Annotated in this window: 17 protein-coding genes; 7 read left to right on the top strand and 10 right to left on the bottom strand. The window is 65.8% G+C overall.

All coding sequences use genetic code 11. The annotated features are described in order from the left end of the window. Positions 1-42: 42 nt before the first annotated feature. Entirely contained in the window at positions 43-924 is an 882-nt protein-coding gene (locus C6V82_RS09190) for a polyprenyl synthetase family protein (protein ID WP_102587662.1), read from the bottom strand. Further along, positions 914-1,219 carry an exodeoxyribonuclease VII small subunit gene (gene xseB / locus C6V82_RS09185; RefSeq protein ID WP_102587785.1) on the bottom strand — a complete coding sequence of 102 codons (306 nt, stop codon included), beginning with the start codon at positions 1,217-1,219 and terminating at the stop codon, positions 914-916. Before xseB ends, C6V82_RS09190 begins: the two co-directional genes overlap by 11 nt. Before the next feature lie 253 nt (positions 1,220-1,472). Here xseB and serA point away from each other — a divergent pair, with 253 nt between their 5' ends. From serA to C6V82_RS09155, 6 genes are all read left to right on the top strand, one after another. Further along, a complete protein-coding gene (gene serA / locus C6V82_RS09180) occupies positions 1,473-2,723 on the top strand; it encodes a phosphoglycerate dehydrogenase (protein WP_102587784.1) in 1,251 nt (416 codons plus the stop codon). A 163-nt stretch (positions 2,724-2,886) separates the two neighbouring features. Beyond that, on the top strand, positions 2,887-4,410 hold the full coding sequence (locus tag C6V82_RS09175; protein ID WP_180978255.1) for a sensor domain-containing diguanylate cyclase: 1,524 nt from the start codon (positions 2,887-2,889) through the stop codon (positions 4,408-4,410). Positions 4,411-4,450: 40 nt separating this feature from the next. Next, complete coding sequence (locus C6V82_RS09170) at positions 4,451-5,236, top strand: enoyl-CoA hydratase (RefSeq protein WP_102587660.1); 786 nt, start codon at positions 4,451-4,453, stop codon at positions 5,234-5,236. A gap of 117 nt (positions 5,237-5,353) precedes the next feature. Further along, positions 5,354-6,181, top strand: coding sequence for an IclR family transcriptional regulator domain-containing protein (locus C6V82_RS09165; RefSeq protein WP_102587659.1), 828 nt, complete (start codon positions 5,354-5,356; stop codon positions 6,179-6,181). Positions 6,182-6,288: 107 nt separating this feature from the next. Beyond that, positions 6,289-7,320 carry an aspartate carbamoyltransferase gene (gene pyrB, locus C6V82_RS09160; RefSeq protein ID WP_102587658.1) on the top strand — a complete coding sequence of 344 codons (1,032 nt, stop codon included), beginning with the start codon at positions 6,289-6,291 and terminating at the stop codon, positions 7,318-7,320. Positions 7,321-7,446: 126 nt separating this feature from the next. Further along, positions 7,447-8,085 (top strand): DUF308 domain-containing protein, encoded by a 639-nt coding sequence (locus tag C6V82_RS09155; RefSeq protein ID WP_102587783.1) that lies wholly within the window; start codon positions 7,447-7,449, stop codon positions 8,083-8,085. A 34-nt stretch (positions 8,086-8,119) separates the two neighbouring features. Here the strand turns inward: C6V82_RS09155 and ruvX are convergent, their stop codons facing one another. The 8 genes from ruvX to C6V82_RS09115 all read right to left on the bottom strand — a co-directional run bounded on the left by ruvX (position 8,120) and on the right by C6V82_RS09115 (position 13,980). Then, positions 8,120-8,566 carry a Holliday junction resolvase RuvX gene (ruvX, locus tag C6V82_RS09150; RefSeq protein WP_102587657.1) on the bottom strand — a complete coding sequence of 149 codons (447 nt, stop codon included), beginning with the start codon at positions 8,564-8,566 and terminating at the stop codon, positions 8,120-8,122. Then, the gene (locus C6V82_RS09145) at positions 8,566-9,138 is read right to left on the bottom strand and encodes a YqgE/AlgH family protein (RefSeq protein WP_102587656.1); all 573 of its coding nucleotides are present in this window, start codon (positions 9,136-9,138) and stop codon (positions 8,566-8,568) included. The genes ruvX and C6V82_RS09145 overlap by 1 nt, the downstream gene beginning before the upstream one ends. Before the next feature lie 17 nt (positions 9,139-9,155). Beyond that, complete coding sequence (locus C6V82_RS09140; RefSeq protein WP_102587655.1) at positions 9,156-10,106, bottom strand: TonB family protein; 951 nt, start codon at positions 10,104-10,106, stop codon at positions 9,156-9,158. Positions 10,107-10,121: 15 nt separating this feature from the next. After that, positions 10,122-11,090 carry a glutathione synthase gene (gene gshB / locus C6V82_RS09135; RefSeq protein ID WP_102587654.1) on the bottom strand — a complete coding sequence of 323 codons (969 nt, stop codon included), beginning with the start codon at positions 11,088-11,090 and terminating at the stop codon, positions 10,122-10,124. Positions 11,091-11,402: 312 nt separating this feature from the next. After that, positions 11,403-12,170, bottom strand: a complete 768-nt coding sequence (locus C6V82_RS09130; protein ID WP_102587653.1) for a CvfB family protein — start codon at positions 12,168-12,170, stop codon at positions 11,403-11,405. Between the two features lie 86 nt (positions 12,171-12,256). After that, positions 12,257-12,988, bottom strand: coding sequence for a 16S rRNA (uracil(1498)-N(3))-methyltransferase (locus tag C6V82_RS09125; protein ID WP_102587652.1), 732 nt, complete (start codon positions 12,986-12,988; stop codon positions 12,257-12,259). Positions 12,989-12,998: 10 nt separating this feature from the next. Continuing rightward, positions 12,999-13,526 (bottom strand): protein-export chaperone SecB, encoded by a 528-nt coding sequence (secB, locus tag C6V82_RS09120; RefSeq protein WP_102587651.1) that lies wholly within the window; start codon positions 13,524-13,526, stop codon positions 12,999-13,001. A gap of 31 nt (positions 13,527-13,557) precedes the next feature. Next, positions 13,558-13,980, bottom strand: coding sequence for a rhodanese-like domain-containing protein (locus tag C6V82_RS09115; protein ID WP_102587650.1), 423 nt, complete (start codon positions 13,978-13,980; stop codon positions 13,558-13,560). A 238-nt stretch (positions 13,981-14,218) separates the two neighbouring features. Here C6V82_RS09115 and gpmI point away from each other — a divergent pair, with 238 nt between their 5' ends. Beyond that, the gene (gene gpmI / locus C6V82_RS09110) at positions 14,219-15,793 is read left to right on the top strand and encodes a 2,3-bisphosphoglycerate-independent phosphoglycerate mutase (protein ID WP_102587649.1); all 1,575 of its coding nucleotides are present in this window, start codon (positions 14,219-14,221) and stop codon (positions 15,791-15,793) included. The last annotated feature ends 10 nt before the right edge of the window (positions 15,794-15,803 follow it).

The following is a 15,803-nucleotide window of genomic DNA, read 5'->3' as shown; positions in this document are numbered from 1 at the left end:
GCCCTGTCTGTCGTGGCGACGCCATCCCGCGATGGCGCCACCTCAATGGTCACGCTCGATCATGTAGCGGGCAAGCTCGGCGAGCGGTGCGCCAGCCGGCCCCAGGGGAGCAAGCGACTCGACCGCCTGCTCGACCAGCTCCGCGGCCCGCAAACGGGCACCCTCGAGCCCCAGCAACGCGGGATAGGTCGGCTTGTCGCGCGCGGCATCCGCACCCGACACCTTGCCGAGGGTCGCGGTGTCACCGGTCACGTCGAGTACATCGTCATGGATCTGGAAGGCCAGGCCGATGGCCCTGGCATAGGCATCCAGCGCGGCCAGCCTCGGGTCATGCGCCGACACTGCCACCAGCCCGCCCAGGCGCACCGCGGCACGAATCAGGGCGCCGGTCTTGTAGCCATGCATGGCAGCCAGCGCCTCGGCATCGGGGTGGCCACCCACCGCGGCAAGATCCAGCGCCTGACCGCCCACCATGCCATCGCGGCCAGCCGCCTCGGCGAGTGTTCGCACCATCTCGCCCAGGCGCAACCCGCACCCTGCGAGCACCTCGAAGGCCAACGCCTGCAAGGCATCGCCAGCAAGGATCGCGGTGGCCTCGTCATAGGCGCGGTGCACCGTGGGCTGGCCACGCCGCAGGTCATCGTCGTCCATCGCCGGCAGGTCATCGTGGACCAGCGAGTAGGCATGGACCAGTTCGATGGCCATGGCCGGGGCGTCCAAGTCCTCATCAGCGGCTCCAAGTGCGCGGCCGGCGGCATACACCAGTATCGGTCGCAACCGCTTGCCGCCGACCAGCACACCGTGGCGCATGGCCGCATCGAGACGCGGCGAGGGGGCCGAACGTGCGTCGAACAGCGCCACCAGCCGGGCATCCACCCGGGCGCGATCGATACCGAGACGCGCCGGCAGGTTGTCAGCGTTCACGCGTGTCTTCCTCGTCCGGCCCGGCGAAAGGCGCAAGCTCGATTCCGCCGTCAGCGCCCTCGGTCAGGGATCGCACCTTGAGTTCGGCCTCATCGAGCCGCCGTTGGGCATCGCGGGTCAGGCGCACGCCCTCCTCGAAGGCACCCAGCGACCCCTCCAGGGTCAGCTCGCCCGATTCCAGTCGCTCGACCAGGCGTTCCAGCCGCTCGACGGTGGCGGCGAAGTCCAAGTCGGAAGGCTCCACCTGGGAGCTATCCGCTGGCGGGTGGCGCTCGGGGCTAGGGTTGTCTGCCATGTTGCTCTCTGCCGCAGTGGCGATGATGTATTCGGATAATGTATTCGCAAGTACCGGGTAATTCCCGAAGGGCACAGTATACACGCCCCCCAGGGGGCTGTCGGGGTTGACCGCTTGGGTCAACTTGCAACGCATTCATCTCGGCAGCGCAGCATTTTCATCCTGGCTCATCGCCTGGCTGTGCTACCATGAGCGCCCTCTCACTTACCCATGACACTGTATGCGGCTCGCGCCGGAAGGGGTTGATTCGACCATGGCCAAAACGTCCCTGGACAAGAGCAAGATCAAGATCCTGCTGCTTGAGGGCGTCCACCAGAGCGCGGTGGACAATCTGCTCAACGCTGGATACACCAATATCGAGCACCTGCCGACCTCGCTGGACGAGGCGTCGCTGATCGACAAGATCCGCGATGTCCACTTCCTCGGCATTCGCTCGCGTACCCAGCTTACCGAACGGGTCTTCGCCGCCGCGGAGAAGCTGACCGCAGTGGGATGCTTCTGCATCGGCACCAACCAGGTCGACCTCAATGCCGCCCTGGTGCGCGGCATCCCGGTCTTCAACGCCCCCTACTCCAACACCCGTTCGGTGGCGGAGCTGGTGTTGGCCCAGGCGATCATGCTGCTGCGCGGCATTCCCGAGAAGAATGCCCGCGCCCATCGCGGCGGCTGGCTGAAGAGTGCCAAGAATTCCCACGAGGCGCGCGGCAAGACACTGGGCATCGTCGGCTACGGCAGCATCGGCTCGCAACTCTCGGTGCTGGCCGAGTCGCTGGGCTTCGATGTCATCTATTACGACGTGGTCACCAAGCTCGGCATGGGCAATGCCCGCCAGGTGGGCAGCCTCGAAGAGCTGCTGGCGCGTGCCGATGTGGTCAGCCTGCATGTGCCGGAGATACCCTCCACCCAGTGGATGATCGGTGCCGAGCAGCTCGCGCTGATGAAGCATGGCGGCATCCTGATCAATGCCTCGCGCGGCAGCGTGGTGGTGATCGAGGCACTGGCCGAGGCGATCCAGGCCGGCAGGCTCAATGGCGCGGCCATCGATGTCTTCCCGGTGGAGCCCAAGGGCAACGACGAGGAGTTCGTCAGCCCCTTGCGCGGCCTGGACAACGTGATCCTCACCCCGCATGTGGGTGGCTCGACCCTCGAGGCCCAGGAGAACATCGGCATCGAGGTTTCCGAGAAACTGATCACCTACTCCGACAACGGCACCACCGTGACCTCGGTGAACTTCCCCGAAGTGGCGTTGCCGGCCCACCCGGACAAGCACCGCCTGCTGCACATCCACGACAACGTGCCGGGCGTGCTGTCGAAGATCAACCAGGTGCTTTCCGAGAACGGCATCAACATCTCTGGCCAGTACCTGCAGACCAACGACAAGGTCGGCTACGTGGTCATCGATGTCGACAAGGCCTATGGGGCCAAGGCACTCGAAGCGCTCAAGCACGTCGAGCACACGCTGCGCGTTCGCGCACTCTACTCCGAGACCAACTTCGAGGACTAAGGCGGTACCTGCCTCCAGTCGTCACCCAAAACACCGCCAGCTCGCTCCGAGCTCGCGGTGTTTTGCGTTGTTTGAACCCTCACGACGCTCAACGCGATAGCGTGTAAGCTGGTGGGCGCCGGGCCACACATCAGGCATGTCTCCCCAACAAGGAATCGAGCACGTGACGGACAAGCGAATTCGCCAGACGCTGGTCCGCATGACCCTGATAGGCCTTGCGTACTATGCAGGTGCCTGGATCGGAGTCCATCAGACCATCACTCCCGAGGGTATCGCCGTTCTCTGGCCACCCAATGCGGTGTTGCTGGCCGCGTTTCTTGTGCTGCCCTTCCGCCAGTGGCCCGCCGTGGCCGTCGCCGCACTATGCGCGGAACTGGCCGCCGACCTGCCGAGCTTTCCGCTGCCGGCCGCCCTGGCATTCGGCTTGATCAATCTGCTGGAAACCTCCGTGGCCGCCTGGCTGATCCGCCACTTCACGGGCGGCGAGTTCAGTTTCCGCCACCTGCGCAATGGCGCCTGCTTCCTGCTGTTCGGCCCATTGCTGAGCTCGACGGTTGCGGCCCTGCTGGGGGCGGGTGTCTACCTTGCCCTGGGACGTGCCGACAGCAGCTATCTCATGCTGTGGCGGCTATGGTGGTTTGGTGATGCCCTCGGCTTGCTGCTGCTGACGCCGCTTTTCGTCACACTCTGGCAACGCCTGGCCTCTCGACACCCTCTCCGGTTCAGTTTGGCAGGCGGCGCCGAACTGCTCCTGCTGTGGGTAGCCACCGTGCTGATCGGCATGCTGGCCTTCGTTCAGGACACCCCCACTCAACTGAGCTTTCACTTCTCGCCGATCCTGCTGGTGCCCCTGGGCATCTGGTCGGCGCTGCGCTTCGGGGTGGCCGGGGCGACACTGACGGTCTCGCTGATCGCAAGCCTGGCGGTGGGGCATCTGACTCGTGGCATCTACCCTTACCCCGGCATTGAACCGCAGGATGCGGTATGGGTGACCCAGGAGTACCTGGCGATCGTCGCCGTGCTCTCGGTGGGATTGGCGATCCTGCTGCACGAAATCGCCCAGCAACGCCTGACCCTGATCCGCCAGGATAATGAGCTAAAGGCCCAGAACAGCCTGCTGGAAGCACGCATCGCCGAACGCACCGCCGACCTCGAGCATGCCAACCAGGCCCTTCAGCAAGCCAATACCCAGCTAGAGAAAGTCGCTACCACCGACTTCCTGACCGGCTTTCCCAACCGTCGGCATTTCGAGACCCAGGCCCAGCGCGAACTCAACCGACTGGCGCTGGACCAAAGCAAGGCGGCACTGATCATGTTCGACCTGGATCACTTCAAGTCGATCAACGATATCCATGGCCACGAGGCAGGCGACGCGGTGCTCCGTGAGCTGGTCGCGCCGGTTCAGGCCGCACTGCGCCCCAGCGACCTCTTCGCCAGACTCGGCGGAGAGGAGTTCGTCATCCTGCTTTCCCACGCCAATCGGCAACAGGCACGCCATGTCGCGGAGCGTATCCGTGACGCTCTGGGAGCGCTGGAAATCGTCCAAGGCACCACTCGCATACATGTCTCGGCAAGCTTCGGTGTGGCACAGTGGGATGGGAGCGCCGACTTGCACAGACTGATCCAGCAGGCCGATATGGCACTCTATCGCGCCAAGGGCAGCGGTCGAAACTGCGTCATGACCTGATCCCCCATGGACCCACGACCACCGCAGCGGAGCAACCACGATGTCGAATGATACCCCACCCCTGCATCGCCACGATGACAGTGGCGTCGCCACCCTGACGCTGAGCCGCCCCAGCCGCTTCAACGCCCTCTCCGAGGAGATGCTGGGCGCACTCGCCGACGAACTCGAAAGGCTGGCAAGCGACGAGCAGGTGCGCTGCGTGGTGCTCGCCGCCGAAGGGCGCGCCTTCTGCGCCGGCCATGATCTCAAGCAGATGCGCGCCAACCCGGACAAGGCCTACTACCAGCAGCTATTCGCGCGCTGCGGCGCGGTGATGCAGGCCATCGTGGCCCTGCCGGTGCCGGTGATCGCCCGCGTCCAGGGGCTGGCCACCGCGGCGGGATGCCAACTGGTGGCGAGTTGCGACCTCGCCGTGGCGGCGCGCTCGGCGCGCTTCGCCGTGTCTGGCATCAATACCGGGCTGTTCTGCTCTACGCCGGCGGTGGCGCTGTCGCGCAATGTGAGCCGCAAGCGCGCCATGGAACTGCTGTTCACCGGCGAATTCATCGATGCCGAGCAGGCCCGCGACTGGGGGCTGGTGAATCGCGTGGCCGATGACGAGGCCCTGGACCGCGTGCTCGACGAGCTGACCTCGAGCATCTGCGCCAAGAGCGCCGTGGCGTTGCGTACCGGAAAGGCGATGTTCCACCGCCAGCTCGCCATGCCGCTGGACGAGGCCTACGCCTATGCCGGCGAGGTGATGGCCTGCAACATGCTGGCCGAGGATGTCGCCGAAGGCATCGATGCCTTTATCGACAAGCGCCGGCCTGTCTGGCGAGATCGCTAGGGGCCTGACGCCGGATGACGCCCGAGTGCTTCTGGAAGGCATTTCCGCAACCAAGACAAGTCGGCCTTGACACGCTATCCTGTGGCTCTTGAATTCATCGGCACGAGGAGACCCCGGGTGAGCGAAGGCAAGCGCAGGACGGCGGGACGCCCCGCCGGATCAGGGAAGAGTGTCAGCGGCCACAGCCAGTCACTGGTGCGCGGGCTCAACCTGCTCGAGCGGCTATCGGCAAGCCCCGGAGGGCTTGCGCTGTCGGAGCTCGCCGAACAGGCCGACCTGGCACCTTCCACCACCCACCGGCTTCTCCAGGCGCTGCAGAGCCAGGGCTTCGTGATCCAGGATGCTGAACTTGGCGTATGGAAGATCGACGTCAAGACGTTCCGCATTGGCAACAGCTTCCTCGAGGCTCGCGACTTCGTGGGCACCAGCCGACCGTTCCTGCGTCGTCTGACCGCCCAGACCGGCGAGACCGCCAACCTGGGTATTCGCGACAATGGCACGGCGGTGTTCCTCGCCCAGAGCGAATCGCCACAGATGATGCGCATGATCACCCGGCTTGGCTCGCGGGCACCGCTGCACGCCTCCGGGGTGGGCAAGGCGCTGATGGCCTGGCTGCCGGATGACGAGCTCGAGCGAGTCCTCAGCGAGCAGGGCCTGACCCAGGTCACCGAGAACACCCTGGCCACTCCCCAGGCATTGCGCGAAGGCCTTGCCGAGATTCGCCGCCAGGGCTTCGCCGGTGACCGCGAGGAGCATGCCATCGGCCTGCACTGCGTGGCCGCCTGCATTCACGATCAGCACGGTATTCCACTGGCTGCCATCTCGGTTTCGGGCCCTGTGGCGCGAATCCCGGAAGCTCGCCTGCTGGAGCTCGGCGCGCTGGTGCGCGATACGGCAGCCGAGATCACCGCCCATCTCGGTGGCCGGATTCCCGAGCCCTGGTGACCACGATCGCTTGATTGGCCGGCGGGCGGTAGCCGTCGTGGGCTGTCAAGGCGATGCCCGGCCGCAGTACACTAGCGCCCGATTTCCCCTGCCAGCCGAGGCCCGCGATGAGTTCCCACCTGCTCTCCGTCGATTCCCTGTCACGTGACCATGTCAACCACCTGATGCGGGTGGCCAAACGCATGGAGCCCTTCGCCTGTCGCCGACAGGTCACCCGAGTGCTGGAAGGCGCCGTGCTCGGCAACCTGTTCTTCGAGGCCAGCACGCGCACCCGAGTCAGTTTCAACGCTGCCTTCTGCCGCCTCGGTGGCAGTGTCTGCGACACCACCGGCTTCACCTTCTCCTCCATGGCCAAGGGGGAATCGCTGTATGACACCAGCCGGGTGATGAGCGGGTACTGCGATGCCATCGTGATGCGTCACCCCGACCAGGGCTCGGTAGCCGAATTCGCCGCGGCGACCCATGTTCCGGTGATCAACGGCGGTGACGGCCCCGGCGAGCACCCGAGCCAGGCGCTGCTGGACTTCTATACCATCGACAAGGAGTTTGCCCATCTCGGCAAGTCACTGGCGGGGGCCCATGTGCTGCTTACGGGCGACTTGAAGCATGGTCGCACCGTGCACTCGCTGATCAAGCTGCTGTCGCTGTACGATGAGATGCGCATCAGCCTGGTCTCGCCGCCGGGGCTCGAGATGCCGACGCCGCTGATCGACCTGGTGACCTCGCGTGGCCACCGCGTGGAGCAACGCGAGAGCCTGGCCGGCGACTTCAGCGACCTCGACGTGGTCTACACCACGCGCATCCAGAAGGAGCGCTTCACCCAGGAAATGAGCGAGAACTTCGCCGGCGTTTCAGAGGATTTCACCGTCAACCGCGCCTTTCTCGACAGCCGCTGCAATGCCACCACCATCGTCATGCACCCACTGCCCCGTGACAGCCGGCCAGGTGCCAACGACCTCGATGTCGACCTCAATGGCGACTCGCGCCTGGCGATCTTCCGCCAGACCGACAACGGCATCCCTGTGCGCATGGCGATATTCGCTACCCTGCTCGGGGTGGAGGAGCTGGTCGAACGTGACGCGCGCCCGGTGCGCTGGTTTGTGCCGGCACGTGTTGGCGTTGACGACCCTGAATTCTAAGCACTCACACTCCGCGTCATGATCGCCTAAGATTGTGACGAGTCATACGAACACGTCACGACGACAGCCAGACAACAAGATGGGCCGCCCCAGCGGGTGGCCAACAACCACGGAGGCATGATGCCCATGACCCTCAACCGCGCCTATCAGATGCTCGCGGCCTTCTACACCCTGCTGATCGTGGTGGGAGTGATCGCCATACTCGCGGGAGGTGGCACCGCCATCGCCCTGGCCCACCTGGTCGCCGGTGCCCTGGTGGTCACCGGGCTTTGGGGCTACATCCTCGAGCGCGGGTTCATGAACCCGAGAATGTGGCGGCCCCTGGCCGTGGTGCTTGGGGTGGCGTCACTGGCACAGCTGTATGTGGTGCTGACGGTATCGGTATCCGGCGCGATGATGACCTGGATGCTGACCAGTACGGTGTTCTCGCTGCTCATGGTGGTGATCCTTTATCGCTACGGCAATCGCGACCAGGAACTCTGGGCCACGCCCGAGGAGCGGGAAGGCGGACGCGCCCTGGATGACATGCTGGCCGAGCGCGGCCGTGTGGAGGCCGAAAAACACGAGGCCGACCGGCAAGCGAGTGTCGAGGTGGTCAAGACGGGCAGTGAATATCGTGCCAGCGTCACACGCCGCCGCGAAGGCCAGGAGGAGCGCTTCAGCGAGAGTTTCCGCTGTCCCTCCACGATGGTGTTCTTCCTCGAGAAATTCGCCGGGATCTCGGTGGGGGATTTCCACCCGCCACACTCCGACACCCCCGCCTGACACGGCGACGGCGCCTGAACGACGCCTGGTCTGCTCAGATATTCCTGGGCAGCCCCTCGCAAGTCGCGAACCAGCTCTCCAGAATCAGCACCGCGGCAATGCCGTCGACGCCATCGTCACGGTAATTGCCGCGGTGGCCGCGTTGCCGGGCGATGGTCTTGGCCTCACGGGTGGTGCCACGCTCGTCGACCATCTCGCAGGGCACGCCGAAGCGCCCGAACAGGCGCTTGCCGAACTTGCGGGCACGCACGCACATCTCGAGTTCCGCGCCATCGAGCTCCAGCGGCAAGCCGACCACGAACAGGTCGGGCCGCCACTCATCCACCAGCGCCGCCACCCGTTGCCAATCGGGAATACCATCGCGCGCCATCAGCGGCGTCAGTTCCCGGGCACTGGCCACCAGCTCATTACCCACGGCCACGCCGATACGTCGGGTACCGAAATCGAAGGCCAGGACCAGGCGCTGACCGACATTCGCCATCAGCTGTGCCCGGCCTCGCGCGTCATCAGGTTCAGGTCGACTCCCAGGATGCCGGCGGCAGCGGAGAGGCGCTGCTCCGCGGGTACCTCGAAGAGGATGTCGGCGCGGCCTTCAACGGTCAGCCATGCGTTCTCCAGCAGCTCGCTCTCCAGTTGCCCCGACTCCCAGCCCGCGCAGCCCAGGCACACCAGGAACTGTTCTGGCCCCTGGCCTTGCGCCAGGGCCTGCAGCATGTCCATGGAGGTGGTCAGCGCGATGTCCTCGGCCACCTGGATACTGGAATCCCAGGCGGCGCTGGAACCGCGGTGCAGAATGAACCCGCGATCCTTGTGCACCGGCCCCCCGTAGTAGACCGGTGCATCGCGGTGCGGGCTGCTCTCGCCATCCAGCTCGAGCTGCTCGAACAGTGCATCGAGGGTCAGCTCCAGCGGCCGGTTGACGATCACCCCCATGGTGCCTTTCTCGTCGTGATCGCACAGATAGCTCAGGCTACCGGCGAAGTTGGGGTCTTCCAGGTGCGGCATTGCCAGCAGGAAGTGGTCTTTCAGGCCGAAGTGTTGCAACGATTGCATGAGACTCCCCGGCGGTCCTATTGCACGCCGTAATGATTGCCTTGGCCGAACCGCCAGACACGAGTGATGGAGAGACTGTCGAGCGCCCCCATGCTTCGGTCGAAGGGCCGATAGGGCGCCGCCCCATGGACGGTTTCCAACGCAGCCTGGTCGAGTTCGGCGTGTCCCGACGATTGTACCACCTCCGCCTGGCGAAGCTCGCCGTCGCGGCCAATCACCACGCGAATCCGTAACTGGCCATGCAGATCGGCGGAGGCCGGGTGAACCCGGTTGCCGTAGTCCTCGACACGGCGTGTCCAGTCGTCCACGTAGCGTGCCTCGGCGGCACGGCTGGCGGCCAGCTGGCTGGCGCCGGTCTCCGGTCCCGCCGCCTCGGGGGCAACCCCTTGCTCGCGGATGCTGCGCGTGGCCTGGGCGAGCAGGTCACGGCCGGAAGCCGAAGGGGCCGCGGCGGTCGGTGGGGCCGAGGCATCCGTCGCCTGGGGGGCGCTGTCACGCGGTTCCGGTGGCGCGTCGGTGTCGCTCGGGGCATCGGCGGTGGGCGGCGCTTGCTCGACGGGCCGCGTTTCGGGCTCGACCCGTGCCGCCTGCTGGGGTTCCGCCGGGGTCGCCGGGTCCACGTCGCGCTGGCTCTGCTGCACGTCAGGGAGATCCTCCATCGGCGCGGCGCGGGACTCGGCGGGCGCCTCCCGCTGTTGCTGCCCGGCAGCCTGCTGGTCAGCGTCGGCAATGGCATTGGCGTCGACCGGTGACGGGGATGAGCGGGTGACCAGTACCACGTCCACGCTGGTGGGCTCGAACGGTGGCGCGGCAAACTGCAGGCTCGCCACGCCCCCGATCACCAGCAGGTGCAGCAGCAGCGCCAACGACCACGCAAACCAGCGGCGATAGGGCCGCGTGACCGGGGCATACTGGATCGGATCATTGACCTGCATGTCACTCAACCGAATAGAGGCGCTTTCGGACACGGCATGCCTCCTGGCTCAGGCCAGGCGCGAGTCGAGGCGTCGCAGAATGGCATCCATCAGCAGCCCGGCGATATCGGTACCGCGCTGGTCGTCGATCTCGCGCACGCAGGTGGGGCTCGTCACATTGATTTCGGTGATGTAGTCACCGATCACGTCGAGTCCAACGAACATCAGGCCCTTCTCGCGGATCATCGTTTGCACCTGTTCGATCAGCCAGTGATCGCGCGCGGTGAGCTCACGGGTGATGCCGGTGCCGCCCGCCGCCAGGTTGCCACGGGTCTCGCCGGCCATGGGCACGCGCGCCAGGCCGAAGGGCACCGGTTCGCCATCGACCAGCAGGATGCGGGTGTCCCCCGCGCTGATCTCGGGAATGTAGCGCTGGGCCATGATCTGGCGGCTACCACGCTCGGTCAGCATCTCGATGATCGCGCCGAGGTTGCGGCCTTCCGGACTCACATGAAAGATGCCGCTGCCGCCCATGCCATCCAGTGGCTTGAAGATCACGTCCTGGTGCTCGGCATGGAAGGCGCGCAGCACCGGTTCGCTGCACGACACCAGGGTCGGCGTGCAGCACTGCGGGAACTGCTGGGCGAACAGCTTTTCGTTGCATTCGAGCAGCGCCCGGGTGGGGTTGACCACCAGCACGCCTTCGCGCTCGGCGAAGCCCAGCAGGTGCACGGCATTCAGGAAGTGGGCATCCACCGGCGGATCCTTGCGCATCAGGATCACATCGAGCTCGGCAAGCGGGCGCGCGGCGGGCTCGCCCAGCTCGTACCAGTGGCTGGGGTCACGGTATACCTCGAGCTCGCGCATGCGACCATGGGCACGACCATCGCGCAGGAACAGATCATCCTGCTCGAGGTAGTGCAGCGACCAGCCGCGATCACGGGCCGCCCACAGCATGGCCATGGAGGTATCCTTCTTGTAGGCGATGTCGGCGATGGGATCCATCACCACACCCACCTTGAGGGCGCGTTCATTCATCGAATCGGCTTCCGCAGCAGAGAATCAATGGGGCCAGTATGCCGTATGGCCGGCAGGCGCACCAAGCCATGACCTCTCGGGGTTGCCCGGTGGCAGGCCGCGAGGAGGCGCTGTGAACCCGTCCCTGGGCGCTACATTTGCCATCCCTGGCAAATGACCTCCTCTTCGGCCCGCCCCGGTGCCCCTCGTCGCATACCATCCAGAGGGTTCGAGGGCGACTACCGCGCAGGCCTATCGCCGGAACAGCCTCGTGAGGGAACGAAATAGCCTCGTGCAATAAGCAACCGCGAGCGATAGCGCCAAGCGCCTGGGTCAATCTCCTCCCGGCACCAACCGAATCCCGGTCGGCTCCAGGGTGATCACCCCGCGCTTGTAGAGCCGGCCGATGGCCTGCTTGTAGGCGTTCTTGCTGACCCCCAGACGTGCCTTGATTTCGGCGGCCGAGCTCTTGTCGCCCAGCGGCAGGTAGCCGCCGCTTTCGCGCAGCGCCTTGAGCACCGCCTCGCCCACCACGTCGAGTCGCGCTTCGCCGGGCGGCAGCAGGGAGATATCGAGGCGGCCATCCTGGCGCAGGCGCTTGACGTAGCCGGTCACGCGCTGCCCACGCCTCAGCGGCCGGGTGATGTCGTCACGGTAGAGCAGGCCCCAGAAGCGATGGTTGACCACCGCCTTGAAACCGAGGTCGGTCTGGTCGGCGATCACCAGGGTCACCTCGTCACCCGGCGCCAGCCCCGCCGCCTCGTCCTCAACGAAGCGGTCGAGCTTCTGGGAGGCCACCGGCCGGCCCTGCTGGTCCTCGTAGATCACCACCAGAACGCGCTTGCCGACACTGGGCCGGAAGCGCTGCTCGCCGTAGGGCAACAGCAGGTCGCGGGGGTGGCCCCAATCGAGAAAGGCACCGGTCTCGTTGACCGTCACCACCTCGAGGTAGGCGACGTCGCCGACCGCGGTTTTCGGTGCGCGATAGCGCCGCGGGGCACCCCGCGCGCCAGGCGACACGTCCTGGCGGGGGGCCCCTCGAGCGCTGGAGGCATCGGGGCGCGGCGTTTGGCCAGGCCGGCGGTCACGGGAATCAGCCATGGGAAAGATCCAGCGGGGAAGTGAACGGGGCAATCGCTTGACGACCGCAACAGTATGGCCTGCCGCCGGCGGCAGGTGAAGCCGGCTCAGAGGTCGCCGAAGCGGTATTGCAGCAGCGCAAGCGCCACCACCGGAGCGGTCTCGGTGCGCAGGATGCGCGGGCCTAGCGAGAGCGGCGTGAAACCGGCGGCCCGGGCAGCCGCAACCTCGCCATCGGCAAGCCCGCCCTCGGGGCCGATCAGCAGCGCGGCACTGGGCGGCGTGCCGCTCTCCGCCAGGGCATCGGCCACACCGGGATGCAGCACCAGGCGCAGCGCCTCGTCACGCTCGGCCAGCCAGTCGGCCAGCGCCACCGGCGGATGCACAGGCGGCACGACCGCACGACCGCACTGCTCGCAGGCGCTGGCGGCCACCGCTTGCCAGTGGGCGTGTTTCTTGGCCTCGCGCTCGCCCTTGAGCCGCACGTCGCCATGCTCGGTGTAGAGCGGGGTGATCGCCGTCACACCCAGTTCCACGGACTTCTGGATGGCGTAGTCCATGCGATCGCCCTTGGAGATCGCCTGGCCGAGGTGAACCGCCAACGGTGACTCACCGGCGCCAGGCTCGATGGCCTCGATGCGTGCCACCACCTGCTTGCGCGTGACCGCGACGATCACCGCGCTTGCCTCGTGGCCATGGCCATCGAACAGGCAAAGCGGCGCGCCCTCGCCGAGGCGCAGCACACGCCCGACATGACGGGCGGGGCCGTCGGGCAGAACGACGTCGCCGCCGACACGAAAGTCGGCGGCGACGTGGATGCGTGGCGCCTTGGAAGCCAAGCTCGCGCGCCTACTGCTGGGTGGGCTGCTCGCCCTGCGGCTGGGCCTGGGCGGCCTCGCGCTTCTTCTTCTGGGCGTAGATCGCCTCGAAGTTGACCGGCGCCAGCATCAGGGGCGGGAAGCCACCGCGATTGACCAGGTTGTCGACACATTCGCGGGCATAGGGGAACAGCACGTTGGGGCAGAAAGCGCCCAGCGTATGCTCCAGCTGCGCGCCCTCGATGCCGCTGATGCGGAACAGCCCGGCTTGCTCGATCTCGGCCAGGAAGGACGTGGTGCCCTCCTCGCTGTGAGTGACCTGGGCGGTCACCTTGATCACCACCTCAAAGAGGTCTTCACCCACTTGCTGGCTCGAGGTGTTAAGGTCCAGCCCGACCTTGGGCTTGAACGGCTGCTGGAACACCGACGGCGAGTTGGGCGCCTCGAAGGAGATGTCCTTCACGTAGATGCGCTGGAGCGCGAACTGCAGCTGGGGCTTGTCCTGCTGGCCGGCTGCCTGGTTGCCGGTACCGGCGTTCTGGTTGTTCTCTTCCGCCATGGGAAAGATCCTTTGAAACGATGAACGAAGATTACTTCTTGACGACCGGCAGGCCGTCGGCCTGCCACTGCATCATGCCGCCCTTGAGCTTGAGCGGGCGAGCAAAACCGGCCTTGGCCAGCTTCGCGACGGTGGCACCCGATGACTGACCCTGCTTGCAGACCACGACGATCGGCTTTTCCTTGACCTTTTCGAGCTCGGCCAGGCGATCGTCGATCTTGCTCTGGGGTATGTTGCGGGCCCCGGCGATGTGCCCGGCCTTGAAGTCACCTGCCTCGCGGGTATCCAGCACCACCGCGTCCTCGCGGTTGATCAGTTGGGTAGCCTCGCTTGAGGTCACGCCGTTGGCGCTGCTGTTGCGAACCTCATAGGCGATCCAGGCAACCAGTACCATAAGGAAGGCGCCCACCAATAGCGGGTGGTTCTGCACGAATTCAAACAGCTGATCGATCATGGGTCCGGAAAACTCTCGTCTCGATACACGAAAAATGGATCAGCGACGCGGCCGCGCCGCCACCGTAAAGACCGCCGAGTATACACGATGCGTGCCGGGGTCGTGGCAGCCGCCCGACAATGACGCCCGATGCTGCTGTGCGATATGATGCCGCAAGATGCCGCAAGTCGCGACCCTGATCGCCACGCCATGATCATGGAGTCGCCCTCCCCTTGCCACCGACCACGAGGCCCGCCGCATGACCGACTCTTCGATCCAGGCTCCACGCCCTGTCGCACTGATCATTCTCGATGGTTACGGCCATAATCCGGATGCCGCGCACAACGCCGTTCTGGCCGCCAGCACCCCGGTGATGGACCGCCTGCACCAGGAGCACCCCGCCACCCTGATCCACACCGATGGACGCTACGTGGGCCTGCCGGATGGCCAGATGGGCAACTCCGAGGTCGGCCACATGAACCTGGGCGCCGGACGGGTCGTCTATCAGGACTTCACGCGCATCACCAAGGCGGTCGAGGATGGAGAGCTTGACACCATCGAGGCGCTGACCGCACCCATCGATGCCGCCGTGGCAGCCGGCAAGACCGTGCACCTGCTGGGCCTGCTCTCGCCGGGCGGCGTGCATAGCCATGAAGACCACTTCATTGCCATGGCCGACATGGCCGCGCGGCGTGGCGCCAAGCGTATCGTGGTGCATGGCTTCCTCGATGGTCGTGACATGCCACCCAAGAGCGCCCAGGCCTCGATCGAGCGGATCAACCAGCGCCTGGCAGAGCGGGTCGGCGCCGACAACGGTTTCATCGCCTCGATCATCGGCCGCTACTTCGCCATGGATCGCGACAACCGCTGGGATCGCGTCGAAAAGGCCTACCGCCTGATCACCGAGGGAGCGGGTGAGTTCGAGGCGGCAAGCGCCGAGGAAGGCCTGCGCATGGCCTACCAGCGCAACGAGACCGATGAGTTCGTCAGCGCCACCAGCGTTCGCCCCCACGGCGAGGCGGTGGCAATGCAGGACGGCGATGCCGCCATCTTCATGAACTTCCGTGCCGACCGCGCCCGCGAGCTGACCCGCGCCTTCGTCGAGGATGACTTCAGCGGCTTTTCGCGCCATGCCCGGCCGACCCTGGCCGCCAAGGGCCTGGTGATGCTGACCCAGTATGCCGCCGATATTCCCGCGCCGTCGGCCTTTCCGCCGGCCGAGCTGACCAACACACTGGGCGAGGTCATGGAACAGCGCGGCTTGACCCAGTTGCGTATCGCCGAAACCGAGAAGTACGCTCATGTCACTTTCTTCTTCTCCGGTGGCCGCGAGGACGAGTATCGCGGCGAAACCCGTATCCTGGTGCCCTCTCCCCAGGAGGTGAAGACCTACGACGAGAAGCCCGAGATGAGCGCCGAGGAAGTCACCGACAAGCTGGTGGCCGCCATCGACTCGGGCGACTACGATCTGATCGTCTGCAACTACGCCAACGGCGACATGGTCGGCCACACCGGTGATTTCGATGCCGCCGTGGCCGCCATCGAGGCGGTGGATACCTGCGTCGGCCGCGTGGTCGAGGCGATCCAACGTGCCGGTGGCGCCTGCCTGGTCACCGCCGACCACGGCAATGCCGAGCAGATGGTCAACCCCGAGACCGGTGTCGCGCAGACCTCCCACACCACTTTCGAAGTGCCGCTGATCTATGTCGGCGAGCGCCCGGCACGCCTGAAAGATGACGGTAGCCTTTGCGACATCGCCCCGACCCTGCTGACCCTGATGAATCAGTCAGTCCCCAAGGAAATGACTGGCCAGGCACTGATCGAGCTTTCGTGATGACCGCCGC

The sequence above is a fragment of the Halomonas urumqiensis genome (assembly GCF_003028575.1).
Taxonomy (GTDB): domain Bacteria; phylum Pseudomonadota; class Gammaproteobacteria; order Pseudomonadales; family Halomonadaceae; genus Halomonas; species Halomonas urumqiensis.
This window is presented reverse-complemented; position numbering and strand designations above follow the sequence as displayed.

Bases quoted from the DNA above. Each gene is read 5' to 3' on its own strand.
- gpmI (WP_102587649.1), top strand. From the start codon at position 14,219: ATGACCGACTCTTCGATCCAGGCTCCACGCCCTGTCGCACTGATCATT.
- C6V82_RS09155 (WP_102587783.1), top strand. From the start codon at position 7,447: ATGACCCTCAACCGCGCCTATCAGATGCTCGCGGCCTTCTACACCCTG.
- pyrB (WP_102587658.1), top strand. From the start codon at position 6,289: ATGAGTTCCCACCTGCTCTCCGTCGATTCCCTGTCACGTGACCATGTC.
- C6V82_RS09145 (WP_102587656.1), bottom strand. From the start codon at position 9,138: ATGCAATCGTTGCAACACTTCGGCCTGAAAGACCACTTCCTGCTGGCA.
- secB (WP_102587651.1), bottom strand. From the start codon at position 13,526: ATGGCGGAAGAGAACAACCAGAACGCCGGTACCGGCAACCAGGCAGCC.
- C6V82_RS09115 (WP_102587650.1), bottom strand. From the start codon at position 13,980: ATGATCGATCAGCTGTTTGAATTCGTGCAGAACCACCCGCTATTGGTG.
- ruvX (WP_102587657.1), bottom strand. From the start codon at position 8,566: ATGGCGAATGTCGGTCAGCGCCTGGTCCTGGCCTTCGATTTCGGTACC.
- gshB (WP_102587654.1), bottom strand. From the start codon at position 11,090: ATGAATGAACGCGCCCTCAAGGTGGGTGTGGTGATGGATCCCATCGCC.
- serA (WP_102587784.1), top strand. From the start codon at position 1,473: ATGGCCAAAACGTCCCTGGACAAGAGCAAGATCAAGATCCTGCTGCTT.
- C6V82_RS09170 (WP_102587660.1), top strand. From the start codon at position 4,451: ATGTCGAATGATACCCCACCCCTGCATCGCCACGATGACAGTGGCGTC.
- xseB (WP_102587785.1), bottom strand. From the start codon at position 1,219: ATGGCAGACAACCCTAGCCCCGAGCGCCACCCGCCAGCGGATAGCTCC.
- C6V82_RS09130 (WP_102587653.1), bottom strand. From the start codon at position 12,170: ATGGCTGATTCCCGTGACCGCCGGCCTGGCCAAACGCCGCGCCCCGAT.